Below are 21,467 nucleotides of genomic sequence, written 5' to 3'. Positions count from 1 at the left end.
GCGGATGAAGGGCATTCATCATATCTCCCTCAAGGCTCGGGGCGAGGAGAATTTTGAAGAGGTGCTGGATTTTTACGGCCGTGTCCTGGGTTGCGGCGTGGTCCGCACCTGGGGCACCGGGGCGGAGCGCGGTGCCATGCTGAATCTGGGCAACGTTCTGCTGGAGGTCACGGCCAACGGCGCGGCGGATTTGAAAAAGGGCCATTTCGCCCATATCGCCTTTGCGGTGGACGATGTGGACGCGGCCGCTGAACGGGTCCGCCGGGCCGGCTGCGAAATTTTTATTGAGCCAGTGGACAAGCGCCTGGGCGGCGAGTACCCGATACGAATCGCTTTCTGTACCGGTCCCGCGGGGGAGGAGCTGGAATTTTTCCTGGAGCGGTAGACAAGTATGTTTCGCCCGGAAAAAAATATATCCTTGACAAGATTCTGAATTTTGCATATAATACTACTGTTAAAGCCATATCTAGGCGTAACCGCCTATGCCTGTGGCCCTTTCGCGGCAGAGGCTTCTGTCGCGTCGGAGGGAGGGGAAATCAATGTCGGAAGTCCGTTTAAAGGATGGCGAATCGCTGGAGAATGCCCTGAAGCGGTTCAAGCGCACTTGCGCGAAGTCGGGCGTCCTGGCCGAGGTGCGCAAGCGTGAGCACTACGAGAGCCCGAGCGTCAAGCGCCGCAAGAAGTCTGAGGCTGCGCGCAAGAACAAAAAGAAGTTCTATTAAGGTTAAAACCCCGCAACCGTAAGGTTGCGGGGTTTTTGTCGTCCCTGCCGGAGCGTCCCGCGGGTGCCGTGCGCACGGTTTGCAGCTCTTTTGCGGGTGGCTATTCCAGAATCTCGGTCAGCAGATCGGAGACCTGGGGATAGGCCAGCACCGCGTCGGAGATGTCCAGGCTCCGGGCGATGTGAAGTTTCTTGCGGATGCTCCCCGCGTCGTCGAAAAGGATGAAGTGGGCCCCGCTCTGGGGGGACATATAGGTAAAGTAATGGGCGCAAAGCTCGCTTGAAAAGAAAACCGAGGGGGCCAGCTCCTCCATCCGGCGCCGCAGCTCCTCCGGCGTGAGGTCCACGCCCTGGCCGGTTGGGGAGGGGAGAAAGAAATCCTGGCAGACCCGTTCCACCTCCAGAGCCACCCGACCCGCGCCGTAACGCTCCGCGGCCTCCATCAGGCGCAGCTGGAGGGAGCCGCCCGAGAGGGCGGAGGAGATCAGCACCTTGGCCTTGTCGGAGAAGCGGGCGTAGGGCTCGGTGACATAGAGGGGCCAGCCCCGCTTGTGCATCAGCTCGCCCAGCTCGGTCACGATGGTACTCAAAACCGTGAGGGGCCGGGCCGCGAATTTGCAGATGACGCCGTCGAACCCCCGGGCGGCGCACTCCCGCATGACCTCGTGGCAGAAGGGGGTGGACTCCCCCATTCCGTCAAAGCCGCTGTCGTCAATGACCATGAGACCGCCCCGGACCGCCACCGGCATATTGGCCCGGAACAGATGGGGCCCGCCGCCCACCCGGTAGGCCGTGTGGGCCAGCGGCAGGCCCAGGGCGCTTGCCGTCCGGCTGTCCGCCGGAGGAACAGTGAGGATGAGATGGGATTTGGAAAGCATAATGGAAGGTACCCCCTTGTCCATAATCAGCTGAAATGATATAATCCACTCTATGCAGACGCTCACATAATCAGAAGTGAAATTCAGAAACTAAGAGGTGACCCAATGCCCTTTTCCCTCGTGCCCGACCGGGTGTACGGCAGTATTTTTGAAATTGAGCCCCGGGCCCTGCGCCGCCGGGGGATTACTCTGCTTTTGGCCGACCTGGACAACACCCTGGCGAAGTATGGACAACCCGAGCCGGACCAGGCTGTTCTGAACTGGAAGTCCGCTCTGGCGGCGGAGGGCGTGACCCTCTTCCTCCTCTCCAACAGCCGCAAGCCCGCCCGGGTGAAGCACTACGCGGAGACCCTGGGCATCCCCTGCCAGGGCCGCTCCCGCAAGCCCGGGACCGGGGGCTTCTTCCGCGCAATGGAGGCCATGGGCCGCACCCCGGAGGAGACCGCTATGGTGGGGGACCAGATTTTTACCGATATCCTGGGCGCCAGGCGCTCCGGCGTGTTGGCCTTTATGGTGGAGCCCATCGAGCTCAGGGGCAATCCCGGGCGCTACCTCCGGTACGCCGCGGAGACGCCCTTCCGCGCCCTGGGAAGACGAAACAACAGGAGAGACACATGAGCGTATTATTTGGCCCGGCAGGCAATTCCAATTCCTTCCCCTATAAATCCTCTGTAGACGCCCCGCGCTGGCTTCGCGAGATAGGCCTGGACGCCTACGAATACCAGTGCGGCAAGGGCGTGAACGTGGGCGAGGAGACCGCCCGTACTCTGGGGGCCCGGGCGGCGGAGCAGGGGATCGTCCTGTCCCTCCACGCCCCCTACTTCGTCAACCCCGCCAACCCCGACCCCGAGAGCCTGGAGAAGACGGCTGGCTATATCGTCGCCGCCTGCCGGGCCGCCGACTGGATGGGGGCCCGGCGGGTCACCGTCCACTCCGGCGCGCTGATGAAGCGTACCCGGCGGGAGGCCGCCGGCATCGCCGTGCGCAATCTGGGCGAGATTGTGAAGCGGGTGGACGGCGCGGGGTACGGCCACATTGCCCTGTGCATGGAGACCATGGGAAAAATCAACCAGTTTGGCGACCTGGACGAGGTGCTGGAGCTGTGCCAGGTGGACGAGCGCCTTCTGCCCTGTGTGGACTTCGGCCACCTCTACGCCCGCACCCTTGGCGAGCTGGACGGCAGCGCCGGGGCGGTGGCCCACATCCTGGACCGGATGCGCGCCGAGCTGGGGGAGGAGCGGGCATCCCGCTTCCACAGCCACTTCTCCTGCATCCAGTTCACCCCCGGCGGCGGCGAGAAAGTGCACCTCACCTTCGCCCAGGAGGAGTACGGCCCCGCCCACGAGCCGCTGATGCGCGCCCTGGCCGAGCGGGGCTGGAGCCCGACCATCATCTGCGAATCGGCCGGCACCCAGGCGGAGGACGCGCTGACGATGAAGCGGGCCTATGAGGGGTTTTTGTGAAAAAGAGGGATTGGATCCTGTGCCTTTGCATGGTGCTGCTGCTGACAGGCTGTGGAGCGGAGCAGAGCCCCGCGCCGCCGCCGGAGCGGACCGCGGACGCGCCGCCGCCTCCGGCTCCCGTTTCCACACAGGCTCAGCCGCCTGAACCGGCCCCTGCCCTGTCCCCCGCTCCGACCGGGGAGACGGACCCGCCTGAACTGCTCTACCGGAGAACGTCGGTTCTCGACGAGGAGACGGGAATCCGCCGCACAACGCTGGACCCACAGGGGCTGAATCTCAGTGCTTTCTTTGAAATTCCCGTATTTCCGGAGGATACGGAGGGCTACGGCAGGATAAACGCCTGCTTTGAAGCGCTGGAGGAGTCGTTCTTTTCTCCGGAAAACGACAATCTTCTCTGGGCTTGGGAATCTGCGTTAGAGAAAGCGGCGGGGAGTGATAGCTATCTCTATGAGAATTACGCAAGGGTTCTTACCCATACGGAAGAATTGCTGTGCGTCTCCATCACCTATGAATGGTTCATGGGCGGCGTATATGATTACGGGGGCGACAGCTATACCTTCCGCACCGATACCGGTGAGCTTCTGAAGCTGACCGACCTGGTGGAGGGGACGGAGGACGGGCTCAGGGAGCTGATTCTGGAGGCCGTCCGGGAGAGCGAGCGGGAAGAGGGAGCTATTTACTTTGAAAAGCTGGAGGAGTACCCTCTGGACCAATTTGAGTTTTATCTCGCCGGGGACCGGGTCATTATCAGCTTTGACAAATATGAGGCGTCCTATGGCGCATACGGCGGCTTTGCTGTGGAGCTGCCTGTGGAGCTGAAGGCCCAGTGGCAGGATTAAATATTTATTTCATGAGGAGTGTTTATGATGAATCATCTCAAGCAGATCGCGGCCAGACTGGACGAGTATGGTATCGACGCCATGCTGGTCTCCAGCGAACCCGGCGAGCGTTACGCCGTAGGCTTCAAGGGAGAGGGCTATGTGGTGGTGGCGAAGAACGAGTGCCGCTACTTCACCGATTCCCGGTACATCGAGGCCGCCGAAAAGCAGGTCACCGGGATCTCCGTCACCATGACCGACCGTGCCAAGAACTACCGCATCCTCATCCAGAAGGCCATTGACGATCTGGGCATTGAGAAGCTGGGCTTTGAGGACGGCTATATGACCGTGGCCCAATACCGCCAGCTCGCCGACGCCTTTACCTGCGAGCTGGTCCCCGCCCAGGGGCTGCTGGGCGCCCTCCGCGCCGCCAAGGATGAGGAGGAGATCGCCCTTATGACCAAGGCCCAGCGCATCAGCGAGCAGGCCCTGGAGGAGATTTTGAAATTTCTGCGACCCGGCGTCACGGAGAAAGAGGTCGCCGCGAAGCTGACCTATGATATGCTCCGCTTCGGCGCGGAGAAGATGTCCTTCGACCCCATTGTGGCCTCCGGCCCCAACGGCAGCCTGCCCCACGCGGTCCCCAGCGACCGGGCAATCCAGTCCGGCGAGTTCGTCACCATGGACTTCGGCTGCGTCTACGGCGGCTACTGCTCCGACATGACCCGCACCGTGGCGGTGGGGGAGCCCACCGAGGAGATGAAGAAGGTCTATGCCGTGGTGCTGGAGGCCCAGCTGGCCGGCATCGCCGCCGAGAAGGCGGGCGTGACCGGCAAGAGTGTGGACGCCGCCGCCCGCAGAGTGATTGAGGACGCGGGATACGGGGAATACTTCGGCCACAGCTTCGGCCACAGCGTGGGCCTGGAAATCCACGAGGCCCCCAACGCCGGGTCCACCTGCGAGGACGTTATTCCCCTGGGCGCCGCCGTCTCCGCCGAACCGGGAATCTACCTGCCCGGAAAATTCGGCGTGCGCATAGAGGATGTGACCATTTTTACCGCCGACGGCTGTGTGAACCTGACAAAAGCCCCCAAGGACTTGATTATTCTCTAAAAGAGGGGAAAAACCCTTGCAAAACGGGGCAAAATAAGGTAAAATAACTTGATAATTTCTGAGCAGCACCCGTAGATACACTTTTTTGGAGGATGAATACCAATGCCTACAATTACTGCCAGTGACTTCCGCAACGGCGTGACCTTTGAGATGGACGGTCAGGTCATGCAGGTGGTCGAATTCCAGCATGTGAAGCCCGGCAAGGGCGCCGCCTTTGTCCGCACCAAGATGAAGAACGTCATCACCGGCGGCGTGACTGAGACCTCCTTCAACCCCACCGCCAAGTTTGAGCAGGCTTATGTGGAGCGCAAGGACATGGAGTACAGCTATAACGACGGCGACCTCTACTACTTCATGGACCCCGAGACCTTCGACCTGGTGCCCATCGGCGCCGACACCCTGGGCGACAGCTTCCGCTTCGTCAAGGAGAACATGGTCTGTAAGATCAACTCCTACAAGGGCAAGATCTTCATGGTCGAGCCCCCCACCTTCGTGGAGCTGGAGGTCACTGAGACCGATCCCGGCTTCAAAGGCGACACCGCCACCAACGTGACCAAGCCCGCCACCCTGGAGACCGGCACGGAGATCAAGGTGCCCCTGTTCATCAACCCGGGCGACAAGATCAAGATCGACACCCGCACCGGCGACTACCTGGAGCGCTGCAAGGCCTGAGCGCCGGGAGCGGACGGATAAGACCAGCGGCAGGGCGGGGCTGGGCCCCGCCGAAATACGGCCATTGCGGCCTCAATTAAAAGGAGAACATTATGACTATTTCTGAGAAGGTCGCATATCTGAAGGGCCTGGCCGACGGGCTGGACATCGACGCCGAGAATTCCAAGGAGGGCAAGCTTCTCACCCACATCATCGGTATCCTGGAGGAAGTCGGCATGTCCATCGAGGACCTGGAGGACAGCATCGAGGCCATGGGCGAGGAGATCGACGCCATTTCCGACGACCTCAGCGATGTGGAGGAGGTCATCTTCGAGGAAGACGACGAGGATGAGGATGACGACGATTGCTGCTGCGGCGACGAGGATGAGGACGAGGACTTTTTCGAGGTAGAGTGCCCCAACTGCGGCGCGGACCTGACCATCGACGAGAGCGTGCTGGCGGCCGGCTGCATCACCTGCCCCGCCTGCGACTCCAAGTTCGCCATCGACGTGAACGGCTGTGAGGACGACGACTGCGGCTGCGGCTGTGGCTGCGACCATGATCACGATCACGAGTAAGAACCGCTGAGAAAGCCCGGCATCCAGTTCGGATGCCGGGCTTTTTGAACCCTTATGCGGGGCAGAAGGGCGCTGCGGCAGCGCCCTGAAAGGATAGAGATTCAGCACCAGGCGATATGAAATATGAAAAGAACTGTGGGAACCCCTTGCCCCATTGCGCAGATGGAGGTATAATAGCTCTGGCAGTTAGCTGAGACAAACATTGAGATGGATGGGATAAGGATGAAGGAAGCCACGGAGCAGCAGAAAAGCACCCTGGAGAGCCTGGCGCCGGGCGAAAAGGGCATCATCCTCCGGGTGGGCAATGAGAAGGGACCCGTGAAGCGCCGCCTGGTGGACATGGGCCTGACCCCCGGCACGGAGATTATGGTCCGCAAGATCGCCCCCTTCGGGGACCCGATTGAGGTAAACCTCAGGGGATACGAGCTCTCGCTGCGCAAAGAGGACGCCGCGCAGATACTGATGGCCACAGGGGCCGAGGCCCAGGCCTGTCAGGACACCCGGAAGCGCCGCTCCGGCATGGTCCAGCGGATCCCCGACGAGGAGACCCTCCGCCGCATGAACGCGGCCCACGCCCACGAGGAGGCGGAGCACGGCGGCACGGCCCGGGACTGGGCCAGCCACGACACCCGGGAGATGAAGCTGGCTCTGGTGGGCAACCCCAACTGCGGCAAGACGACCCTCTTCAACGCCCTCACCGGCTCCAACCAGTACGTGGGCAACTGGCCCGGCGTGACGGTGGAGAAGAAGGAGGGCAAGGCCAGCGTGGACGGTAAGAGCGTCACGGTGGTGGACCTGCCGGGTATCTACTCCCTGTCCCCCTACTCCATGGAGGAGATTGTGGCCCGCGACTTCATCGTGGGCGAGCACCCCGACGCCATTATCGACATCGTGGACGCCACCAATATCGAGCGCAACCTCTACTTGACGGCCCAGCTGCTGGAGCTGGAGCGGCCTATGGTGATCGCCCTGAACTTTATGGACGAGGCCCGGAAGCACGGCGACAAGCTGGACTGCGGACGCCTTTCAAAGCTCCTGGGCGTACCCGTGGTGCCCATTGCGGCCCGCACCGGGGAGAATATTCAGGAGCTGCTGCGTATCGCCCATGAGCAGATGCATGTGGGCGTGACCATTGAGCCCGACGATCTCTACGACGACTATACCCACCTCATCCACCACGAGGTGGGCGAGCTGATTCACGACCGGGCCTATGCCGCCGGGATTCCCGCCCACTGGGCGTCCGTGAAGCTCATCGAGGGGGATGCCCTGGTGGAGAAGTCCCTGAACCTGGACGAGGCCACCAGGGCCGCTCTGGAGGCAGTCTGCGAGGAGTATGAGAACGCCTATGTCCTGGGCGACCGGGAGACCCTGATCGCCGACGCCCGCTACCAGTTTATCCAGCGGGTGGCCAGCGTGTCTGTCCAGAAGGGCCGCAAGGCGGGGGAGCTGACCCTCTCCGATAAAATCGACTCCATCGTCACCCACAAGTGGTTCGCCGTCCCTGTGTTCCTGCTGATGATGCTGGCCATGTTCTCCCTCACGTTCGGCCCCGGGCAGTTCCTGTCCGACGGGGTGGAGGCTCTTGTGGGGATGCTGGGAGGGGCCGTCTCCGGGGCGCTGGCTGCGGCCGAGGTGGCCCCCTGGGTCACCAGCCTGCTGGTGGACGGGGTGATCGCCGGCGTGGGCGGGGTGCTCACCTTCCTGCCCCAGATCGCCCTGCTGTTCCTCTTCCTCTCCATTCTGGAGGACTCGGGCTATATGGCCCGTGCGGCCTTTATTATGGACCGGCTGCTGCGGCGCTTCGGCCTCAGCGGCAAGGCGTTCATCCCCATGCTGATGGGCTTCGGCTGCACGGTGCCCGCCGTCATGGGCGCGCGCACCATGGAGAATGAGAAGGACCGCCGCATGACCATCATGCTGGTGCCCTTTATGTCCTGCTCCGCCCGGCTCCCGGTCTACGGCCTCATCTCCGCCGCGTTTTTCCCGCAATACGCGGGACTGGTGGTCTTCTCGCTGTATGTCATCGGGCTGCTCTTCGCCATTGCCTCGGGCATTATTCTGAAAAAGACCATGTTCCGGGGTGAGCCCGCCGCCTTTGTGCTGGAGCTGCCGCCCTACCGGATGCCAACGCTGAAAAACTGTCTGCTCCACGTCTGGGAGAAGGTCCGGGGCTTCCTGGTGAAGGCGGGCACCCTGATTCTCGCTATGAGCGTGGTCCTCTGGTTCCTCCAGTCCTTCGGCTGGAGCGGCGGCATCGCCATGGTGGAGGATGCGTCCGACTCCTTCCTGGGCGCGGTGGGCGGCTTTATCGCACCCGTGCTGGTGCCCCTGGGCTTCGGTACGTGGCAGGCCGCCGTGGCCCTGCTCACCGGCCTGGTGGCCAAGGAGGCGGTAGTCTCCTCCATGAGCCTCTTCTACGGGTTCTCCGTGGGCGCGGCTGGCAGCGTGGTGGCCGGGGCATTGTCCGGCACCTTCGCCACTCCCGTGGCCGCCTACGCCTTCCTGGTCTTTGTCCTGCTCTACGTCCCCTGCGTGGCGGCGGTGTCCACCATCCACAAGGAGATGAACTCCACCAAGTGGACCCTGCGCTCCATCGTATGGCAATTGGGCGCGGCGTACCTCGGATCGTTCCTGGTCTACCAAATCGGCAGCCTGATTTTCCGCCTCTTTGTGTGACGGCGGACCGTGCAGCCGGCAGAATTCCATAAGGGAGAACTATGAAGTACTTGATTTATATCGCGGTGGCGGCCCTGATTCTCTGGGCGGTCGTCTATCTGGTCCGGCATATCCGCCGCCAGATGAAGGGGGACTGCGGCGGCTGCGGGGGCGCCTGCGGCGGCGACTGCTCCAGCTGCGGCTCCGCCTGTGACCACCGCAAGAGCCGCAAATAGGAAAAACGGTCTCCTCCAAGTGGGGGAGACCGTTTTTTAATCATGCTCAGGCCTTCAGCGCCCGGACGAAGATGTCCACCGTCTGGTTGATATAGGTATCCTCGTCCACGTCGCACTCCACGCCGCCGATGATGTGGTACATGACCACATAGGACATAAGGGACCCCATAAACACATCCATACAGTCCCGGAGGTTGGCGCCGGGGCGGATGAGGCCCCGCTCCTGCTGGATGGTGAGAAAACGGACGATGTTCTTCCGGGCGGCCTGATAGCTGTACTGGTAGTAGGCCGCGCCGAATGCCGGAAACTTGTTGGAATCCCGAATGACCGTACCCAGAAAGGCGTTCCGATCCGGCTTCCTGGCCCCGGAGAGGCAGCCCTTGGCCACAACCCGCAGATAGGCGCGCCAGTCGTCGTCGTCCGAGCGGGACCCGTCCGGGACACGTATTCCGCCCGCCACGTAATACCGGAGCACCTGAAGGAAGAGGTCCTCCTTGCTGTCACAGTACTGGTAGAGCGCCGCCTTGGACAGCCCCACCTGCACGGCGATGGCGTCCATGGTGGTGCGCTCAAAGCCCTCCTGCCCGAAAATATGCAGGGCGGTGCGGCAGATCTCCTCCCGCTTGCGCTCGAACTCCGGGCGGATGTCCGCCGCCTGCTGGATATTCAGAGAGGAAAAGAGGTCCTTCTTGCCGGAGAAGTAGAGATAGATGGTGGAGGGGGAGATGTCCGCCGCCTTGGCAATGTCGTTGATCTTGGTCTCGGCGTAGCCCTTCTCCAGGAAGACGGTCTTTGCCGCCGCCTGTATCCGCTCCCTGAGCTCCAACTTCCGCATGGCGTTGGTCATGGCGCAGCACCCCTCTTTCGTTTCGCTGGTTCCAGTATAGCGGAAAAAGGCAGGATTTGTCAAGATAGGAAGAAAAGACTTCCTGCCGCCGCCGCCCGGGCAAGAAAAGCCTGGACTTCGTTGGGGATCGTGCTATGATATGGGGAGAGAGGAGCTGTTTGCGATGGGACATGAGATGGATACGCTGCAAAACTGGTTTGACAAGAGCAGCCGCATCGTCTTTTTCGGCGGGGCGGGGGTGTCCACAGAGAGCGGAATTCCCGATTTCCGCAGCACCGACGGGCTCTACCACCAGCAGTACGACTACCCGCCGGAGACCATATTGAGCCATACATTTTACCAGGCGCGCCCCGAGGAATTTTACCGCTTTTACCGCAATAAAATGCTCTTTCCAAATGCTGAGCCCAACGCAGCCCACAGAAAGCTGGCCGAGCTGGAGCGTGCGGGGAAGCTGACCGCGGTGGTGACCCAGAATATCGACGGGCTCCACCAGGCGGCAGGCAGCCGGGAGGTTCTGGAGCTCCACGGCTCCGTCCACCGCAATTACTGTGAAAAATGCCGCCGGTTCTACTCTCTGGAGGATATTATTTCCTCCTCCGGGGTGCCGAAATGCACCTGTGGGGGCCGGATTAAGCCCGATGTGGTGCTCTATGAGGAGGCTCTGGACGGCCGCACCCTGGAACGGGCGCTGGACCATATCCGGGGCGCGGATATGCTGATTATCGGCGGTACCTCTCTGGCGGTCTACCCGGCGGCAAGCCTGGTCAACTACTACGGCGGGAAAAAGCTGGTGCTTATCAACAAGAGCCCCACTCCATACGACAGCAGCGCCGATCTGCTCATCGCCGCACCGATTGGCGGGGTGCTGGGGGCGATCAGGGTGAATGGGTCCCTTTGATAGGCGAGGAAAATCAGGAACGCCTCACATATCGCCCCATACTGCCGTCTCCGTTGGAGGGCCGCCCTACGGCGGCCCTTTTTAGCCAAACAATTTATCGAAAAACAATAAAAAATAATTGACATGCGATAAACTCGGTGCTATGATGTCACCATGGACAAGGAGGGGTTTCCCATGGAAAAGACAGGCGTGGTCAGGCTGGCAAAGGTGCTCAGGCTGCTGGTGACCATCACCTTTCTCTGCAATCTGGTTGCATTGATTCTGGTGCCCGGACTGGTGGGGATGTATAGTCCTCACGGCGTGCTGGAGCTGTACCGCTATGAGACGGGGCGCATCTTTTGGGAATTCCTGACCTACTGGATTTGGGTGTGGCAGGCGGAAAATACCGCCGCCCTGACCCTGTTTCTTCTCTTCTGCGGGAGCTGCACCGCCGTTCTTCTCTGGCAGGGCCGCCGCCTGCTCGGGTCCATTATTGAGGAGAGCCCCTTTTCCCGGGCGAATGCCCGGAATATGAGGCGGGCCGCCGTCTGCTGCTTTTTGATTGCACTGGCCGCTCTGCTGCGGATGGTATGGGGCTTTTTCTATTACGGCGCAATTTTCCCGCTCTTTACCTACAACGCTCTCTTTATCCCCATCTTCACTATGGCGGGGCTGCTGTGCATGGTCATGTCCGCCCTCTTCCGGCAGGCCGCAGAGCTGAAGGAAGAGAATGACCTGACCATTTAAGGGGGTGGCTGGATGCCCATTGTCGTCAATCTGGATGTGATGATGGCCCGCCGCAAGATGAGCCTGAACGAGCTGGCCTCCAGGGTGGACCTGACACTGGCCAATCTCTCCATCCTTAAGAACAACCATGCGAAGGCGGTCCGCTTCACCACGCTGGAGGCCATCTGCAGAGCGCTGGACTGTCAGCCGGGAGACATTTTGGAGTATGTTCCGGGCGATTTGGACGAGGCGGGGGCCCCGGAGTAGCAACTGGACAGCGGCCTTTATCGGCCCGGCGGGGAGAGGGCGCCCCCGGCGGGCGGGGTTTTTGCGCCGAAAATGGAAAAGAAAAGGGATGAATTCACATGAGTATGGAAGAACTGCACAGAGCGGCCGTGACGCCCGGAGCGGATACGTCCCCTGCCTGCCAGCCCAAGGCTGCCGCCCCGGCGCCGCGGGTGTATGAGACGGACGGAAAGGAGCGGGGTCTGCTCCCCCTGGCCCTGCTGCTGTCGCTGCTCCTGGTGGAGATGGTCATCTCGGTCTTCAGCTGTGGGCCCGGGCTGGTGGTTCCGGCGCTGGTGGCGGCGTGGTACGCCGTCCTCCTCTGGTACCGGGGGGCGGAGGGCCTCTTGAAGCGGGAGAGCCTGCTCCTTTTCTGCGCGGTCTGCCTGCTGGCGCTGACCTTCGCCCTTTTTTCCAACGACTGGTTCCGGGGTGTGAACCTGCTGGCCCTGCCGGTGCTGTTGATGGTGCAGACACACCAGTGGTCGGGAGCGGCCCGGCGGCCCTGGTATCTCCCCACCATGCTCTGGGAGCGCTTCCTGCTGACGGTGGACGGCCTTTTCTGCCGCCTGGGCGCGTCCTGGAAAGCCGCCTCCACAGTAAAGGGGGAGGGGAAGAAGCGGGGCATTTACCTGCTGCTGGGGCTGGGTGCGGCGGTGCTGCTCCTGCTGGTGACGGTACCCATGCTCCTCTCGGCGGACGCCCTCTTCGCGCATCTGGCGGGGGGCGCCGTGGACTTCTTCAGCCGGCATATGGGCGCCTGGGTGGGCCGGCTGCTGGCCGCGCTCTGCCTCGCGCCGTTCCTCTTCGGCCTGCTCTACTCCGTCCGGCGGCCTGAGCCGCTGGCGGAAAAGAAGGAGCGGGGGAAGCTCTTCGCCTTTGACGCCATCGCCCCCGTCACCGTCCTGGTGGTGATGGACGCGCTGTATCTCTTCTTTATCGCCGTCCAGTTCGCCGCCCTCTTCGGCGGAGAGCGGTATCTGGCGGTCACGGGGATAAGCCATGCCGAGTACGCCCGCAGCGGCTTCTTCCAGCTGGTGGGAGTGGCGGGGCTGAACCTGACGCTGGTCATGGCCTGCCTCCAGATCTGCCGCCGGGAGGGCAAGGGCTTCACGGCGGTGCGGGCGCTTTCGACGGTGCTGGTGGCCTCCAGCTTCGTCATGCTCGGCTCCGCCGCCTGCCGCATGACGCTCTATGTGACGGAGTACGGCCTCTCCTTCAAGCGGGCGCTGACCTACTGGGGAATGCTGATGCTGGCAGTCTTCTTCACGGCGGCCCTGCTGAAGATCTGGAAAAAGTCCTTCTCTTTCTTCAAAGTGCTCTTCGCCGCCGGGCTTGCCGGCTGGCTGGCGCTCAACTTTATCAATGTGGACCGTATCGTGACGCGGTACAACGTGAGTCTTTACCAACAGAATCAGGACGCGGTGATGGATCTGCCCTATCTGGCCTTTCAGTCCTACGATACGCTGGATATTCTGGAGGAGCTGCCCGGCGATATGCGGGTATACCACTACTGGGAGGGCACGCTGGAGGAGCTAATCGCCCAGCGCCGCGACCGTGCCGCCGCGGACGCCGCCGACTGGCGGAGCTGGTCGGTCTCGGCCCAGCTGGCCGCCATAGGCGGACGAAAGTGAGGCAGGCCATGAAAAAAACGGTTCCCGGCGGGCTGCTGCCGCAGGGAAAGACGGTCCTGCGGCGCCTGATGGCCCTGCTCAGCACCGTCCTGACCCTGAGCCTGCCGGCCGCATGCAGCGGAGAGCTGTCCCAGGCCTCCCGCGAGCTGGGCCTGAACCTCTCCGCCGGGCAGGTGGTGGAGCATCTGGACACCCACGGCGGTTTCCACGGGGACGGGCGCGCCTATCTGGAGCTGCGCTTCGAGGGCGAAGCGGCGGAGGCGCTGGCGGGCGCGATCACGGGCCGGGAGGGCTGGGAGCCCCTGCCCCTCACAGCGAATCTGAGCGGGGCCGTGGACGGCTGCCTGACTGAGGACGAAGCGGGCAAAATACCGAAAATTTCCGCCATTCGGAACGGTTTTTACTGCTTCCTGGACCGCCACAGAGAAAGTACGGACGAAAAGGACGATTCTGAGCTGTTTTCACGCCATTCTTTCAATTTTTCCCTCGCGATTTACGACTTGGACGAAAATACGCTGTATTACTTCACCCTGGACACGTAGGGGAGGGGAGCCGATATGAAAATTCGTACCTCATCGGCCAGGCGGATATTTGTCTTCGTCTACCTTACGCTCTGCGTATCAGGCGCCGGCTTCTATATTCTGTCTGACTTTGGAAAGGCGCTGACCAAGTTGGCGGGAATTGTCTGGCTCATGGCTGCGATTGCATCATGGCTGAGCTATATCAGCGGGAAAAAGGCAGCCGTTCAGATTTCGGTAATCATCATGACTTTTCTCCAGATACCAATTATATGGAATTGGTTTTATTGGAGCGGCGGTGGGTTTTATTTTCTTTCCCTGCCGCTGAAAATCGGCGCATGGGGCGCCCTTCCGCATACGCTGCTTCTGATGCAGGGGATATTGGTCGCAGGATACGTTAAGGGATAGCACAAACGGGATGCCCGGCGGGCATCCCGTTTGTGCTGGAAATTTAAAATGTTTAGTCGTCGGCCAGGATAATCCTGCCGTCCTCAATCCGCTCCACAGTGGCGAGGGCCTCCACCCGCAGGCCCATACGGCGCAGGACCTTGCCGCCCTCCTGCATGGCCTTTTCAATTGCCACGGCCACGCCCGACACCTCGGCCCCGGCCTTGGAGACGATCTCGGCAAGGCCCAGAATGGCCTGGCCGTTGGCCAGAATGTCGTCCACCAGGAGGACTCTGTCGTCCTCCTCCAGGTAGCGGCGGGAGACCCGCAGGGTATAGGACTTCTCCAGGGAGAAGGAATGGGTTTCGGTGGAGTAGACCTCGGGATCGATATACCCGGTCTGGAACTTTTTCGCGTAGATGACGGGCACATCCAGGGCCCGGCCCACGAAGCAGGCCACGGCGATGCCGGAGCTCTCTGCGGTGAGGACCTTGGTGATCTTCTCGCCCTTGAAGCGCTTGGCCAGGGCGGAGCCCGCCTTCTCAACCAGATCCATGTCCATGCAGTGGTTGAGGAACATATCCACCCGGATGATATCGCCCTCGCCCACTTCGGCGTCGCTCAGGATACGTCGTTTCAGCTCGTCCATGTTACAATCCTTTCAAAAATACCGTTCAAGCTCCGTTTCAGAGATGAGGGCGCGTCAGACGCCGTTCCCGGCGGAGGCGGCCCCAGCTTATCAATTGTGTATTATACCCCACCGGAGCAAAAACTGCAAGAGAGCGGCGGCGCGGGGCATTTGAAAGTAAAAAGAAATATTTGCAGGAAGAGAGGGGATATGGTAGTATATCACCAACAGGCATTATATGCACATTTTGTGAGAAGAGGCTGGGATATATGGAAAAAATAGAAGAGATTATAGCATCCTTCCATATAGACCCGTCCCTGCTCTACGATGCGATTGTCTCCAGCACCGACGACTACATTTATATTGTGGATATGAAGAAGGACCTGGCGCTGGTCTCGGAGAACATGGCCCGGGACTTTGAGCTGCCCGGGCGGCTGGTGCCCGGTCTTGTCCCCCTTTGGGGGGCGTCGGTGCACGAGCGGGACCGGGGCCGCTATTTCCAGTCTATTCAGGAGATGATGGACGGCGAGACCGACGAGCACAACGTGGAATACCAAATCCGCAACCGGAAGGGCGAGTATATATGGGTGGTCTGCCGGGGCCGCCTCAAGCGGGACGGCGTGGGCGAGCCCATCATGTTTGCGGGGGTGGTGACCAGTCTGGGCGATAAGGGCAAGGTGGACCACACCACCGGCCTCTTTACCCAGCGGGAGTGTGAAAAGCGGGTCACGCGGCTGGCGGAGCAGCACGGCGGCCGCGCTCCAGGCGGGCTTCTGCTGCTGGGGCTGGACGACTTCACCCGCGTCAACGACCTCAACGACCACATTTTTGGGGACACGGTCCTCCGCCAGTTTGCCCAGTCGGTACAGGGGCACCTGCCCGACGGGGCTGAGGTCTTCCGCTTTGACGGCGACGAGTTTGCCATCCTGTGGGACCGCGCGGAAGAGCGGGACCTGCTGGAACTGTACCGCAAGCTCCACTTCTACAGCAACCGCCGCCACGAGGTGGACGGCGTGTCCTATTACTGCACCGTGTCCGGCGGAATCGCCATGCTTGGCCGGGACGGGGACAACTATCTGGACCTCATCAAATACGCCGCCAGCGCGCTGGAGGCCTCCAAGCGCCGGGGCAAGAATATCTGCACCGTCTTCTCTCCAGGGCTGATAGAGGCCCGGCTGCGCTCGATGGAGATCGCAAACCAATTGCAGATGAGCGTGGCCGGGGGCATGGAGCGCTTCCGCATGGTCTACCAGCCCCTCTCCCAGGCGGGGGATCTGTCCGTCCATGGGGCGGAGGCGCTGCTGCGGTGGTCCTGCCCCCTGGGGGAGATCTCGCCGGGCGAGTTCATCCCCGTGCTGGAGTCCACGAGCCTGATACAGAGCGTGGGCCGATGGGTGCTGGAGCAGGCGGTGCGCACCTGCCGGGCGTGGACGGCCTTCTGCCCGGATTTTGTGATGAACATCAACATCTCTTACCTCCAGATGCTGGAGAAGGACTTCGTGCCCCAGGTGCGGGAGCTGCTCCGGCGTTACGCTCTGGAGCCGCGCCATATTGTTCTGGAGCTGACGGAGAGCTATTTCGTCACCGACATGGAGATGCTGAAGGATACGTTCCGCGCCCTGCGGGAGATGGGCGTGCGCCTCGCTATGGACGATTTCGGCACCGGGTACTCCTCACTGGGACTGCTGGCGGCGTCGCCCGCGGACGAGGTGAAGATCGACCGGGCGTTTATCTCCGCCATCCACGACAACTCCTTCAACCGCTCCTTCATCGGCGCTGTGGTACAGCTGTGCCACAGCGTGGGCATCAGCGTCTGCGTGGAGGGCGTGGAGCGGTACGAGGAGCTGAAGACTGTCCGTACCCTCCAGGCAGACAGCATCCAGGGCTTTTACCTGGCGCGGCCCATGCCGGAGGAGGCGTTCCGCGCCCGGTACTGGGAGGGCGCCGGGGAGAAAAATTGAAATATCCGATAGGCTGACGTGCAGAACGCCGCCTGCATAGGATAGCACAGGGCCGGGACTCCCCAAGGGAGGGTCACGGCCCTGTTTTTGTCTGGTACGGCGGGACGCGGGGTTGCGCCCGTGGAGCGGGGCGGGGCGGTCGGCGGGTGGGCAAGCCGTACACTATGACATAATAATTGCAAGTTTGTCATTAAAAAATCGCAAGTTAAGATATTGACAAACGCTTTATTTCCCTGTAAAGTTATTCTCGAACGTGTCGTCCGCGCCCAGCCCCGCGCGGAAGAAAGTGAGGACCTGCCAATGAACGTATTATTTGAAAAATTCTCTCTGCCGGAGGAGCTGCAGGCTGTGGTCTACAACAGTCCCAGCGTGATCATCCCGGAGAGCAAGGAAGTCCTGTTCGAGCTGATATTCGGCAATGAGCACACGGACAAAATCGAGGTCATCTACGATGTGGATGGCAAGAGTGTGAAAGAGGCGGAGGTGGTACGCTGCAAAAACGGCGCCGCCGTCAACTTTGTGGAGGACTATATGCGCCGCCGGGACCCGGACTGTATGCGCATTGCCGACAACCTGCCAACCGACAAGCCCCGCTTTGAGGATGTGTATGGCTACGACTTCTCCGTTCTTCGGGAGGAGACCCTCCGCTGGCTCACCCGGCAGGAGCTGATTCTGGTGCCCTTCAAGGCGGGCGGCTACCAGTACGGCTACGACTCGGTGCTGGTTTGCCCCCGGAACGCGGCCTTCTTTGCCTTTGCCCTCAGCCAGCTCCAGGCCTTCGTGGAGGTCAAGAACGTGGAGCACTTCACCCCCCGGGCGGTGATCTACGTGGCGCCCCCCTTCCGCAACACCCGCTTTGACGGAAAGCAGGTGGTTGTACATAGCCGCCACGAGGACCTCCACGAGATCTTCTCCTACAACCTCTATCCCGGCCCCTCCGCCAAGAAGGGCATCTACAGCGTCCTGCTGGACATCGGGGAGCAGGAGGGCTGGGTGACCGCCCACGCCTCCGCCGCCCGGATTATCACCCCCTACGAGAATGAGATGGTCATGATGCACGAGGGCGCCTCCGGCGGCGGCAAGAGCGAGCTGCTGCAGGACGTGCCCCGCGCCCAGGACGGCCGCGTGCTCCTGGGGCACAACATCCAGACCGACGAGGAGCGCTTTATCTCCATGAGCGACACCTGTACCATCGAGCCGGTCACCGACGACATGGCCATCTGCCACCCGTCCTTCCAGAAGAACAGCGGCAAGCTGGCCCTGGCCGACGGCGAGGACGGCTGGTTTGTGCGGGTGGACGGCATCACCGAGTACGGCTGCGACCCCATGTACGAGAAGATCGCCATCCACTCCAAGGAGCCGCTGGTGTTCTTCAACATCGCGGGGGTGCCCCGGGCCACCTGCCTCCCGTGGGAGCACACAATAGATACCACCGGCAAGCCCTGTCCCAACCCACGGGTCATCATCCCGCGCCGGATGATTCACAACATTGTCTGGTCCCCGGTGGAGGTGGACGTGCGCTCCTTCGGCGTGCGGATGCCCCCCAACACGGCCAAAACCCCCAGCTATGGCATTATGGGCCTGATGCACATCATCCCGCCCGCCCTGGCCTGGCTGTGGCGGCTGGTGGCCCCCCGGGGCTTCAACAACCCCAGCATCAACGGCGGCTCCGCCCTGGCCAGCGAGGGTGTGGGCTCCTACTGGCCCTTCGCCACCGGCAAGCGGGTGGCCCAGGCCAACCTGCTGCTGGAGCAGATTATCAATTGCTCCGGCACCCGGTACGTGCTCATTCCCAACCAGCACATCGGCGTGTGGAAGGTGGGCTTCGCGGCGGAGTGGATCTCCCGCGAGTATCTGGCCCGCCGCGGCGGCGTGAATATGAAGATGGACCGGCTGGTCCCCGCCCGCTGTCCCCTCCTGGGCTACGCCCTCAAGGAGATGAAGGTGGACGGCCAGCAGATCTCCAGCAAGTTCCTCCGCCCCGAGACCCAGGAGACCCTGGGCGAGGCGGGGTATGACAAGGGCGCGAAAATCCTCAATGACTTCTTCGCCAGGGAGCTGGCGGTCTACGACGTGGAGGAGCTGCACCCCGTGGGCAAGCAGATCCTGGAGTGCTTTAAGAGGGGCGGCTCCATTCAGGATTACTGCGACATTATTCCGCTGGGCCTTCAGTGAGAGTATAAGAGGAGAGCGGCGGCATCCCAAAAGGGATGCCGCCGCTCTCCTCTTTGCTGAGAAAGGGGAAGGAAAAACGCGGGAGCTCACGGGGGGAGGGGCCGTGTGATGCGTCCTGCCCGCGTTGCGTGCGCTAGGCCCCTATGGCCACCGCGTCCCGCTCCTGGGCGATATTGAGGGCGTGGTCGCCGATACGCTCAAAGTCGGTGAGGAGCTCGGAGAAGAGGATGCAGGCCTCGTCGGAGCAGGAGCCGGACTTCATCCGCTCCAGCTGGGCCCTGCGGAACTCGCGGGTCATGTCGTCGATGCGCTGCTCAAGCGCGGCCACGTCCCGCAGCCAGGTGACCGGAGTGATATCCTGGGCGGACAGGGCGTCCAGCGCCTCCAGGCAGACGGCGCGCATCTCCTCAATCTCGGTCCGGGCCGCGCCGGAGAAGCGGATATCCTTCTCCTGCATCATGGTGGTGTACTCGCAGATATTCATGGCGTGGTCGCCGATGCGCTCGATGTTGCCGGTAATTTTAAAGTAGGCGGAGACGGCTGCGGAGTCGCTCTCATTGGTCTCGTGGGAGATGACCTTGGAGATATACTGGGAGATCTCTTTATTGAGATAGTCCAGATAGTCCTCCGTCGCGGCGGCCTGGGGCAGGAGGGCGGGGTCGCAGTCCAGCACGGCGCGGAAGGACAGGTCGATGTTGCCCCGGGCCATGCCCAGCATCCGGCCCAGCTCCTCGCGGATCTGGGTGAGATAAATGGCGGAGTTGCCGATGGCGATGGTGCGGTCCTGGTTGACGGTGAGGGGCTTGAGGAAGGCGAGGTGCATCCCCTCCACGACGTCCTCCTTGCGGTCGGGCAGGATACGCATGGCCAGCTTCACCAGCTGCCCGCCCACAGGGAGGAGCAGAAGCGTGGTGACAATGTTGAAGAGGGTATGCATATTGGCGATTTGAGCCACCGGGTCCGCGGGGGTAATGGCGGCGACCCAGTCGGTCAGGGGCAGCAGAATACAAATTGTGGTGAAGACGACGGTGCCGATGACGTTGAAGAGCAGATGGATGATGGTGGTCCGCTTGGCGTTGCGGCTGGTGCCCACCGAGGCCAGGACGGCGGTGATGCAGGTGCCGATGTTCTGGCCGAAGAGCACATAGACCGCCGTGGGCAGGCCAATGACGCCGCTCATGGCCAGCGCCTGGAGAATACCCACCGAGGCGGAGGAGGACTGGATAATGGCGGTGAAGACCGCGCCCACCAGAATGCCCACCAGGGGATTGGAGAAGGTGGAGACGATTTCGATGAAGGCGGCGGACTCCCGCAGGGGGACCATCGCCCCGCTCATCATATCCATGCCGATGAAGAGAATGCCGAAGCCCGCCAGAATGCTGCCGATGTGGTGGGCCTGGGGCTTTTTCAGGAAGACCATCAGGACAATGCCGATGAAGGCCATCAGCGGCGCCAGGGCGCCCACGTCCAGCGTGATGAGCTGGGCGGTGATGGTGGTGCCGATATTGGCGCCCATGATAATCCATACCGCCTGGCGCAGGGTCATCATGCCGGAGTTGACGAAGCCCACCACCATGACGGTGGTGGCCGACGAGGACTGGATGACCGCGGTGATGACCGCGCCCACGGCCACGCCCAAAATGCGGTTGGAGGTCAGCTTCTCCAAAATGCCTTTCATGCGGTTGCCGGCGGCGGCCTCCAGGCCGGAGCTCATCAGCTGCATCCCGTGCAGGAAGAGCGCCAGGCCGCCGAGCAGGGCGAGGATATCTGTCAACTTCATATTCTCTCTCCTTTGAATGGCTTGTCTCTATTTTTGCCGCTTCACAAAGAAAAAGACATCGCCCGCCGTTCCGACTGGAAAGGCAGGTGATGTCAGTATTTTAAGGAGTACGGCGGTGGAAGCCCCACCGTCGGCGGTTGTCGGAATACGCCGCGGCCTGCGTCATGGCAAAGACCCTTCCTCAGCAGCAAATTTGTAAACTCACACGCCATTTAGTATACAAAAAGTAAATTTGAGCGTCAAGAGACTTTACAAAAGCTTTACATTGGAGCGGGGGGCGCGAAAACAGGACGGCGGGCCGGGAGCGCAGCGTCGAGGGGAGCGGCGCGGGGACTTGATACCGTGGGTGACACAGCGGCTGCTGGGGCGTGATGGGGCGGGTGTCCGTCTGGATACAGTCGATGTGGGTGTCGGTAAGGACGGCGGGCGGCCTCCGCCTCTCTCCGGCCTGGCTGTCCGCCGCACGGAAATTGAGCGGGGGTGAAGGCGTAAAAAGGCGTGAGGTCCGTATGAGAGGACCTCGCGCCTTTTTACGC

At 61.8% G+C, this 21,467-nt stretch carries 22 protein-coding genes; 18 read left to right on the top strand and 4 right to left on the bottom strand.

The features are described 5' to 3' along the window. Positions 1-4 precede the first annotated feature (4 nt). Positions 5-385: a VOC family protein gene (locus H8S62_RS05580; RefSeq protein ID WP_186918741.1), complete on the top strand. Its 381-nt coding sequence runs from the start codon at positions 5-7 to the stop codon at positions 383-385. Between the two features lie 154 nt (positions 386-539). Then, positions 540-722: a 30S ribosomal protein S21 gene (gene rpsU / locus H8S62_RS05575; RefSeq protein WP_155148144.1), complete on the top strand. Its 183-nt coding sequence runs from the start codon at positions 540-542 to the stop codon at positions 720-722. A 100-nt stretch (positions 723-822) separates the two neighbouring features. On the opposite strand, the gene H8S62_RS05570 is transcribed toward rpsU, so the two are convergent. Continuing rightward, a complete protein-coding gene (locus H8S62_RS05570; RefSeq protein ID WP_243141709.1) occupies positions 823-1,599 on the bottom strand; it encodes a glycoside hydrolase family 18 protein in 777 nt (258 codons plus the stop codon). Between the two features lie 105 nt (positions 1,600-1,704). Between H8S62_RS05570 and H8S62_RS05565 the strand changes: the two genes are divergently transcribed. The 8 genes from H8S62_RS05565 to H8S62_RS05530 all read left to right on the top strand — a co-directional run bounded on the left by H8S62_RS05565 (position 1,705) and on the right by H8S62_RS05530 (position 9,113). Continuing rightward, positions 1,705-2,217: a YqeG family HAD IIIA-type phosphatase gene (locus H8S62_RS05565; RefSeq protein WP_186918740.1), complete on the top strand. Its 513-nt coding sequence runs from the start codon at positions 1,705-1,707 to the stop codon at positions 2,215-2,217. Beyond that, complete coding sequence (locus tag H8S62_RS05560) at positions 2,214-3,062, top strand: TIM barrel protein (protein WP_155148137.1); 849 nt, start codon at positions 2,214-2,216, stop codon at positions 3,060-3,062. Before H8S62_RS05565 ends, H8S62_RS05560 begins: the two co-directional genes overlap by 4 nt. Next, positions 3,059-3,901 carry an RsiV family protein gene (locus H8S62_RS05555; RefSeq protein ID WP_186918739.1) on the top strand — a complete coding sequence of 281 codons (843 nt, stop codon included), beginning with the start codon at positions 3,059-3,061 and terminating at the stop codon, positions 3,899-3,901. The genes H8S62_RS05560 and H8S62_RS05555 overlap by 4 nt, the downstream gene beginning before the upstream one ends. Positions 3,902-3,928: 27 nt before the next feature. Continuing rightward, on the top strand, positions 3,929-4,993 hold the full coding sequence (locus H8S62_RS05550; protein ID WP_186918738.1) for a M24 family metallopeptidase: 1,065 nt from the start codon (positions 3,929-3,931) through the stop codon (positions 4,991-4,993). A gap of 102 nt (positions 4,994-5,095) precedes the next feature. After that, complete coding sequence (efp, locus tag H8S62_RS05545; protein ID WP_155148131.1) at positions 5,096-5,665, top strand: elongation factor P; 570 nt, start codon at positions 5,096-5,098, stop codon at positions 5,663-5,665. A 92-nt stretch (positions 5,666-5,757) separates the two neighbouring features. Continuing rightward, positions 5,758-6,222 (top strand): CD1247 N-terminal domain-containing protein, encoded by a 465-nt coding sequence (locus tag H8S62_RS05540; RefSeq protein ID WP_155148129.1) that lies wholly within the window; start codon positions 5,758-5,760, stop codon positions 6,220-6,222. Between the two features lie 222 nt (positions 6,223-6,444). Continuing rightward, positions 6,445-8,898 (top strand): ferrous iron transport protein B, encoded by a 2,454-nt coding sequence (gene feoB, locus H8S62_RS05535; RefSeq protein ID WP_186918737.1) that lies wholly within the window; start codon positions 6,445-6,447, stop codon positions 8,896-8,898. A 41-nt stretch (positions 8,899-8,939) separates the two neighbouring features. Continuing rightward, positions 8,940-9,113 (top strand): FeoB-associated Cys-rich membrane protein, encoded by a 174-nt coding sequence (locus tag H8S62_RS05530; RefSeq protein ID WP_155148126.1) that lies wholly within the window; start codon positions 8,940-8,942, stop codon positions 9,111-9,113. Positions 9,114-9,159: 46 nt separating this feature from the next. Here the strand turns inward: H8S62_RS05530 and H8S62_RS05525 are convergent, their stop codons facing one another. Beyond that, positions 9,160-9,960, bottom strand: a complete 801-nt coding sequence (locus H8S62_RS05525; protein WP_155148124.1) for a TetR/AcrR family transcriptional regulator — start codon at positions 9,958-9,960, stop codon at positions 9,160-9,162. Between the two features lie 163 nt (positions 9,961-10,123). Between H8S62_RS05525 and H8S62_RS05520 the strand changes: the two genes are divergently transcribed. From H8S62_RS05520 to H8S62_RS05495, 6 genes are all read left to right on the top strand, one after another. Further along, the gene (locus H8S62_RS05520; protein ID WP_186918736.1) at positions 10,124-10,858 is read left to right on the top strand and encodes an NAD-dependent protein deacylase; all 735 of its coding nucleotides are present in this window, start codon (positions 10,124-10,126) and stop codon (positions 10,856-10,858) included. Positions 10,859-11,032: 174 nt separating this feature from the next. After that, the gene (locus H8S62_RS05515) at positions 11,033-11,584 is read left to right on the top strand and encodes a DUF2975 domain-containing protein (protein WP_186918735.1); all 552 of its coding nucleotides are present in this window, start codon (positions 11,033-11,035) and stop codon (positions 11,582-11,584) included. Between the two features lie 12 nt (positions 11,585-11,596). Further along, the gene (locus H8S62_RS05510; RefSeq protein ID WP_186918734.1) at positions 11,597-11,830 is read left to right on the top strand and encodes a helix-turn-helix domain-containing protein; all 234 of its coding nucleotides are present in this window, start codon (positions 11,597-11,599) and stop codon (positions 11,828-11,830) included. A gap of 98 nt (positions 11,831-11,928) precedes the next feature. Next, positions 11,929-13,482, top strand: coding sequence for a DUF4153 domain-containing protein (locus H8S62_RS05505; RefSeq protein ID WP_186918733.1), 1,554 nt, complete (start codon positions 11,929-11,931; stop codon positions 13,480-13,482). 8 nt (positions 13,483-13,490) lie between these two features. Beyond that, a complete protein-coding gene (locus tag H8S62_RS05500; protein WP_186918732.1) occupies positions 13,491-14,024 on the top strand; it encodes a hypothetical protein in 534 nt (177 codons plus the stop codon). A gap of 15 nt (positions 14,025-14,039) precedes the next feature. Then, positions 14,040-14,408, top strand: a complete 369-nt coding sequence (locus H8S62_RS05495) for a hypothetical protein (RefSeq protein WP_155148112.1) — start codon at positions 14,040-14,042, stop codon at positions 14,406-14,408. A gap of 52 nt (positions 14,409-14,460) precedes the next feature. On the opposite strand, the gene H8S62_RS05490 is transcribed toward H8S62_RS05495, so the two are convergent. Next, positions 14,461-15,036 carry a xanthine phosphoribosyltransferase gene (locus tag H8S62_RS05490; protein WP_155148110.1) on the bottom strand — a complete coding sequence of 192 codons (576 nt, stop codon included), beginning with the start codon at positions 15,034-15,036 and terminating at the stop codon, positions 14,461-14,463. Between the two features lie 248 nt (positions 15,037-15,284). Here H8S62_RS05490 and H8S62_RS05485 point away from each other — a divergent pair, with 248 nt between their 5' ends. Beyond that, positions 15,285-16,976, top strand: a complete 1,692-nt coding sequence (locus H8S62_RS05485; protein ID WP_186918731.1) for a bifunctional diguanylate cyclase/phosphodiesterase — start codon at positions 15,285-15,287, stop codon at positions 16,974-16,976. 300 nt (positions 16,977-17,276) lie between these two features. Beyond that, positions 17,277-19,151: a DUF4914 family protein gene (locus tag H8S62_RS05480; RefSeq protein WP_155148106.1), complete on the top strand. Its 1,875-nt coding sequence runs from the start codon at positions 17,277-17,279 to the stop codon at positions 19,149-19,151. A gap of 133 nt (positions 19,152-19,284) precedes the next feature. On the opposite strand, the gene H8S62_RS05475 is transcribed toward H8S62_RS05480, so the two are convergent. Beyond that, the gene (locus H8S62_RS05475) at positions 19,285-20,931 is read right to left on the bottom strand and encodes a Na/Pi cotransporter family protein (RefSeq protein WP_155148105.1); all 1,647 of its coding nucleotides are present in this window, start codon (positions 20,929-20,931) and stop codon (positions 19,285-19,287) included. Positions 20,932-21,467 lie beyond the last annotated feature (536 nt).

Source organism: Lawsonibacter faecis, from assembly GCF_014287675.1.
GTDB lineage: Bacteria > Bacillota > Clostridia > Oscillospirales > Oscillospiraceae > Pseudoflavonifractor > Pseudoflavonifractor faecis.
The sequence above is the reverse complement of the archived record's forward strand: the minus strand, read 5'-3'. Positions and strand labels throughout refer to the sequence as shown.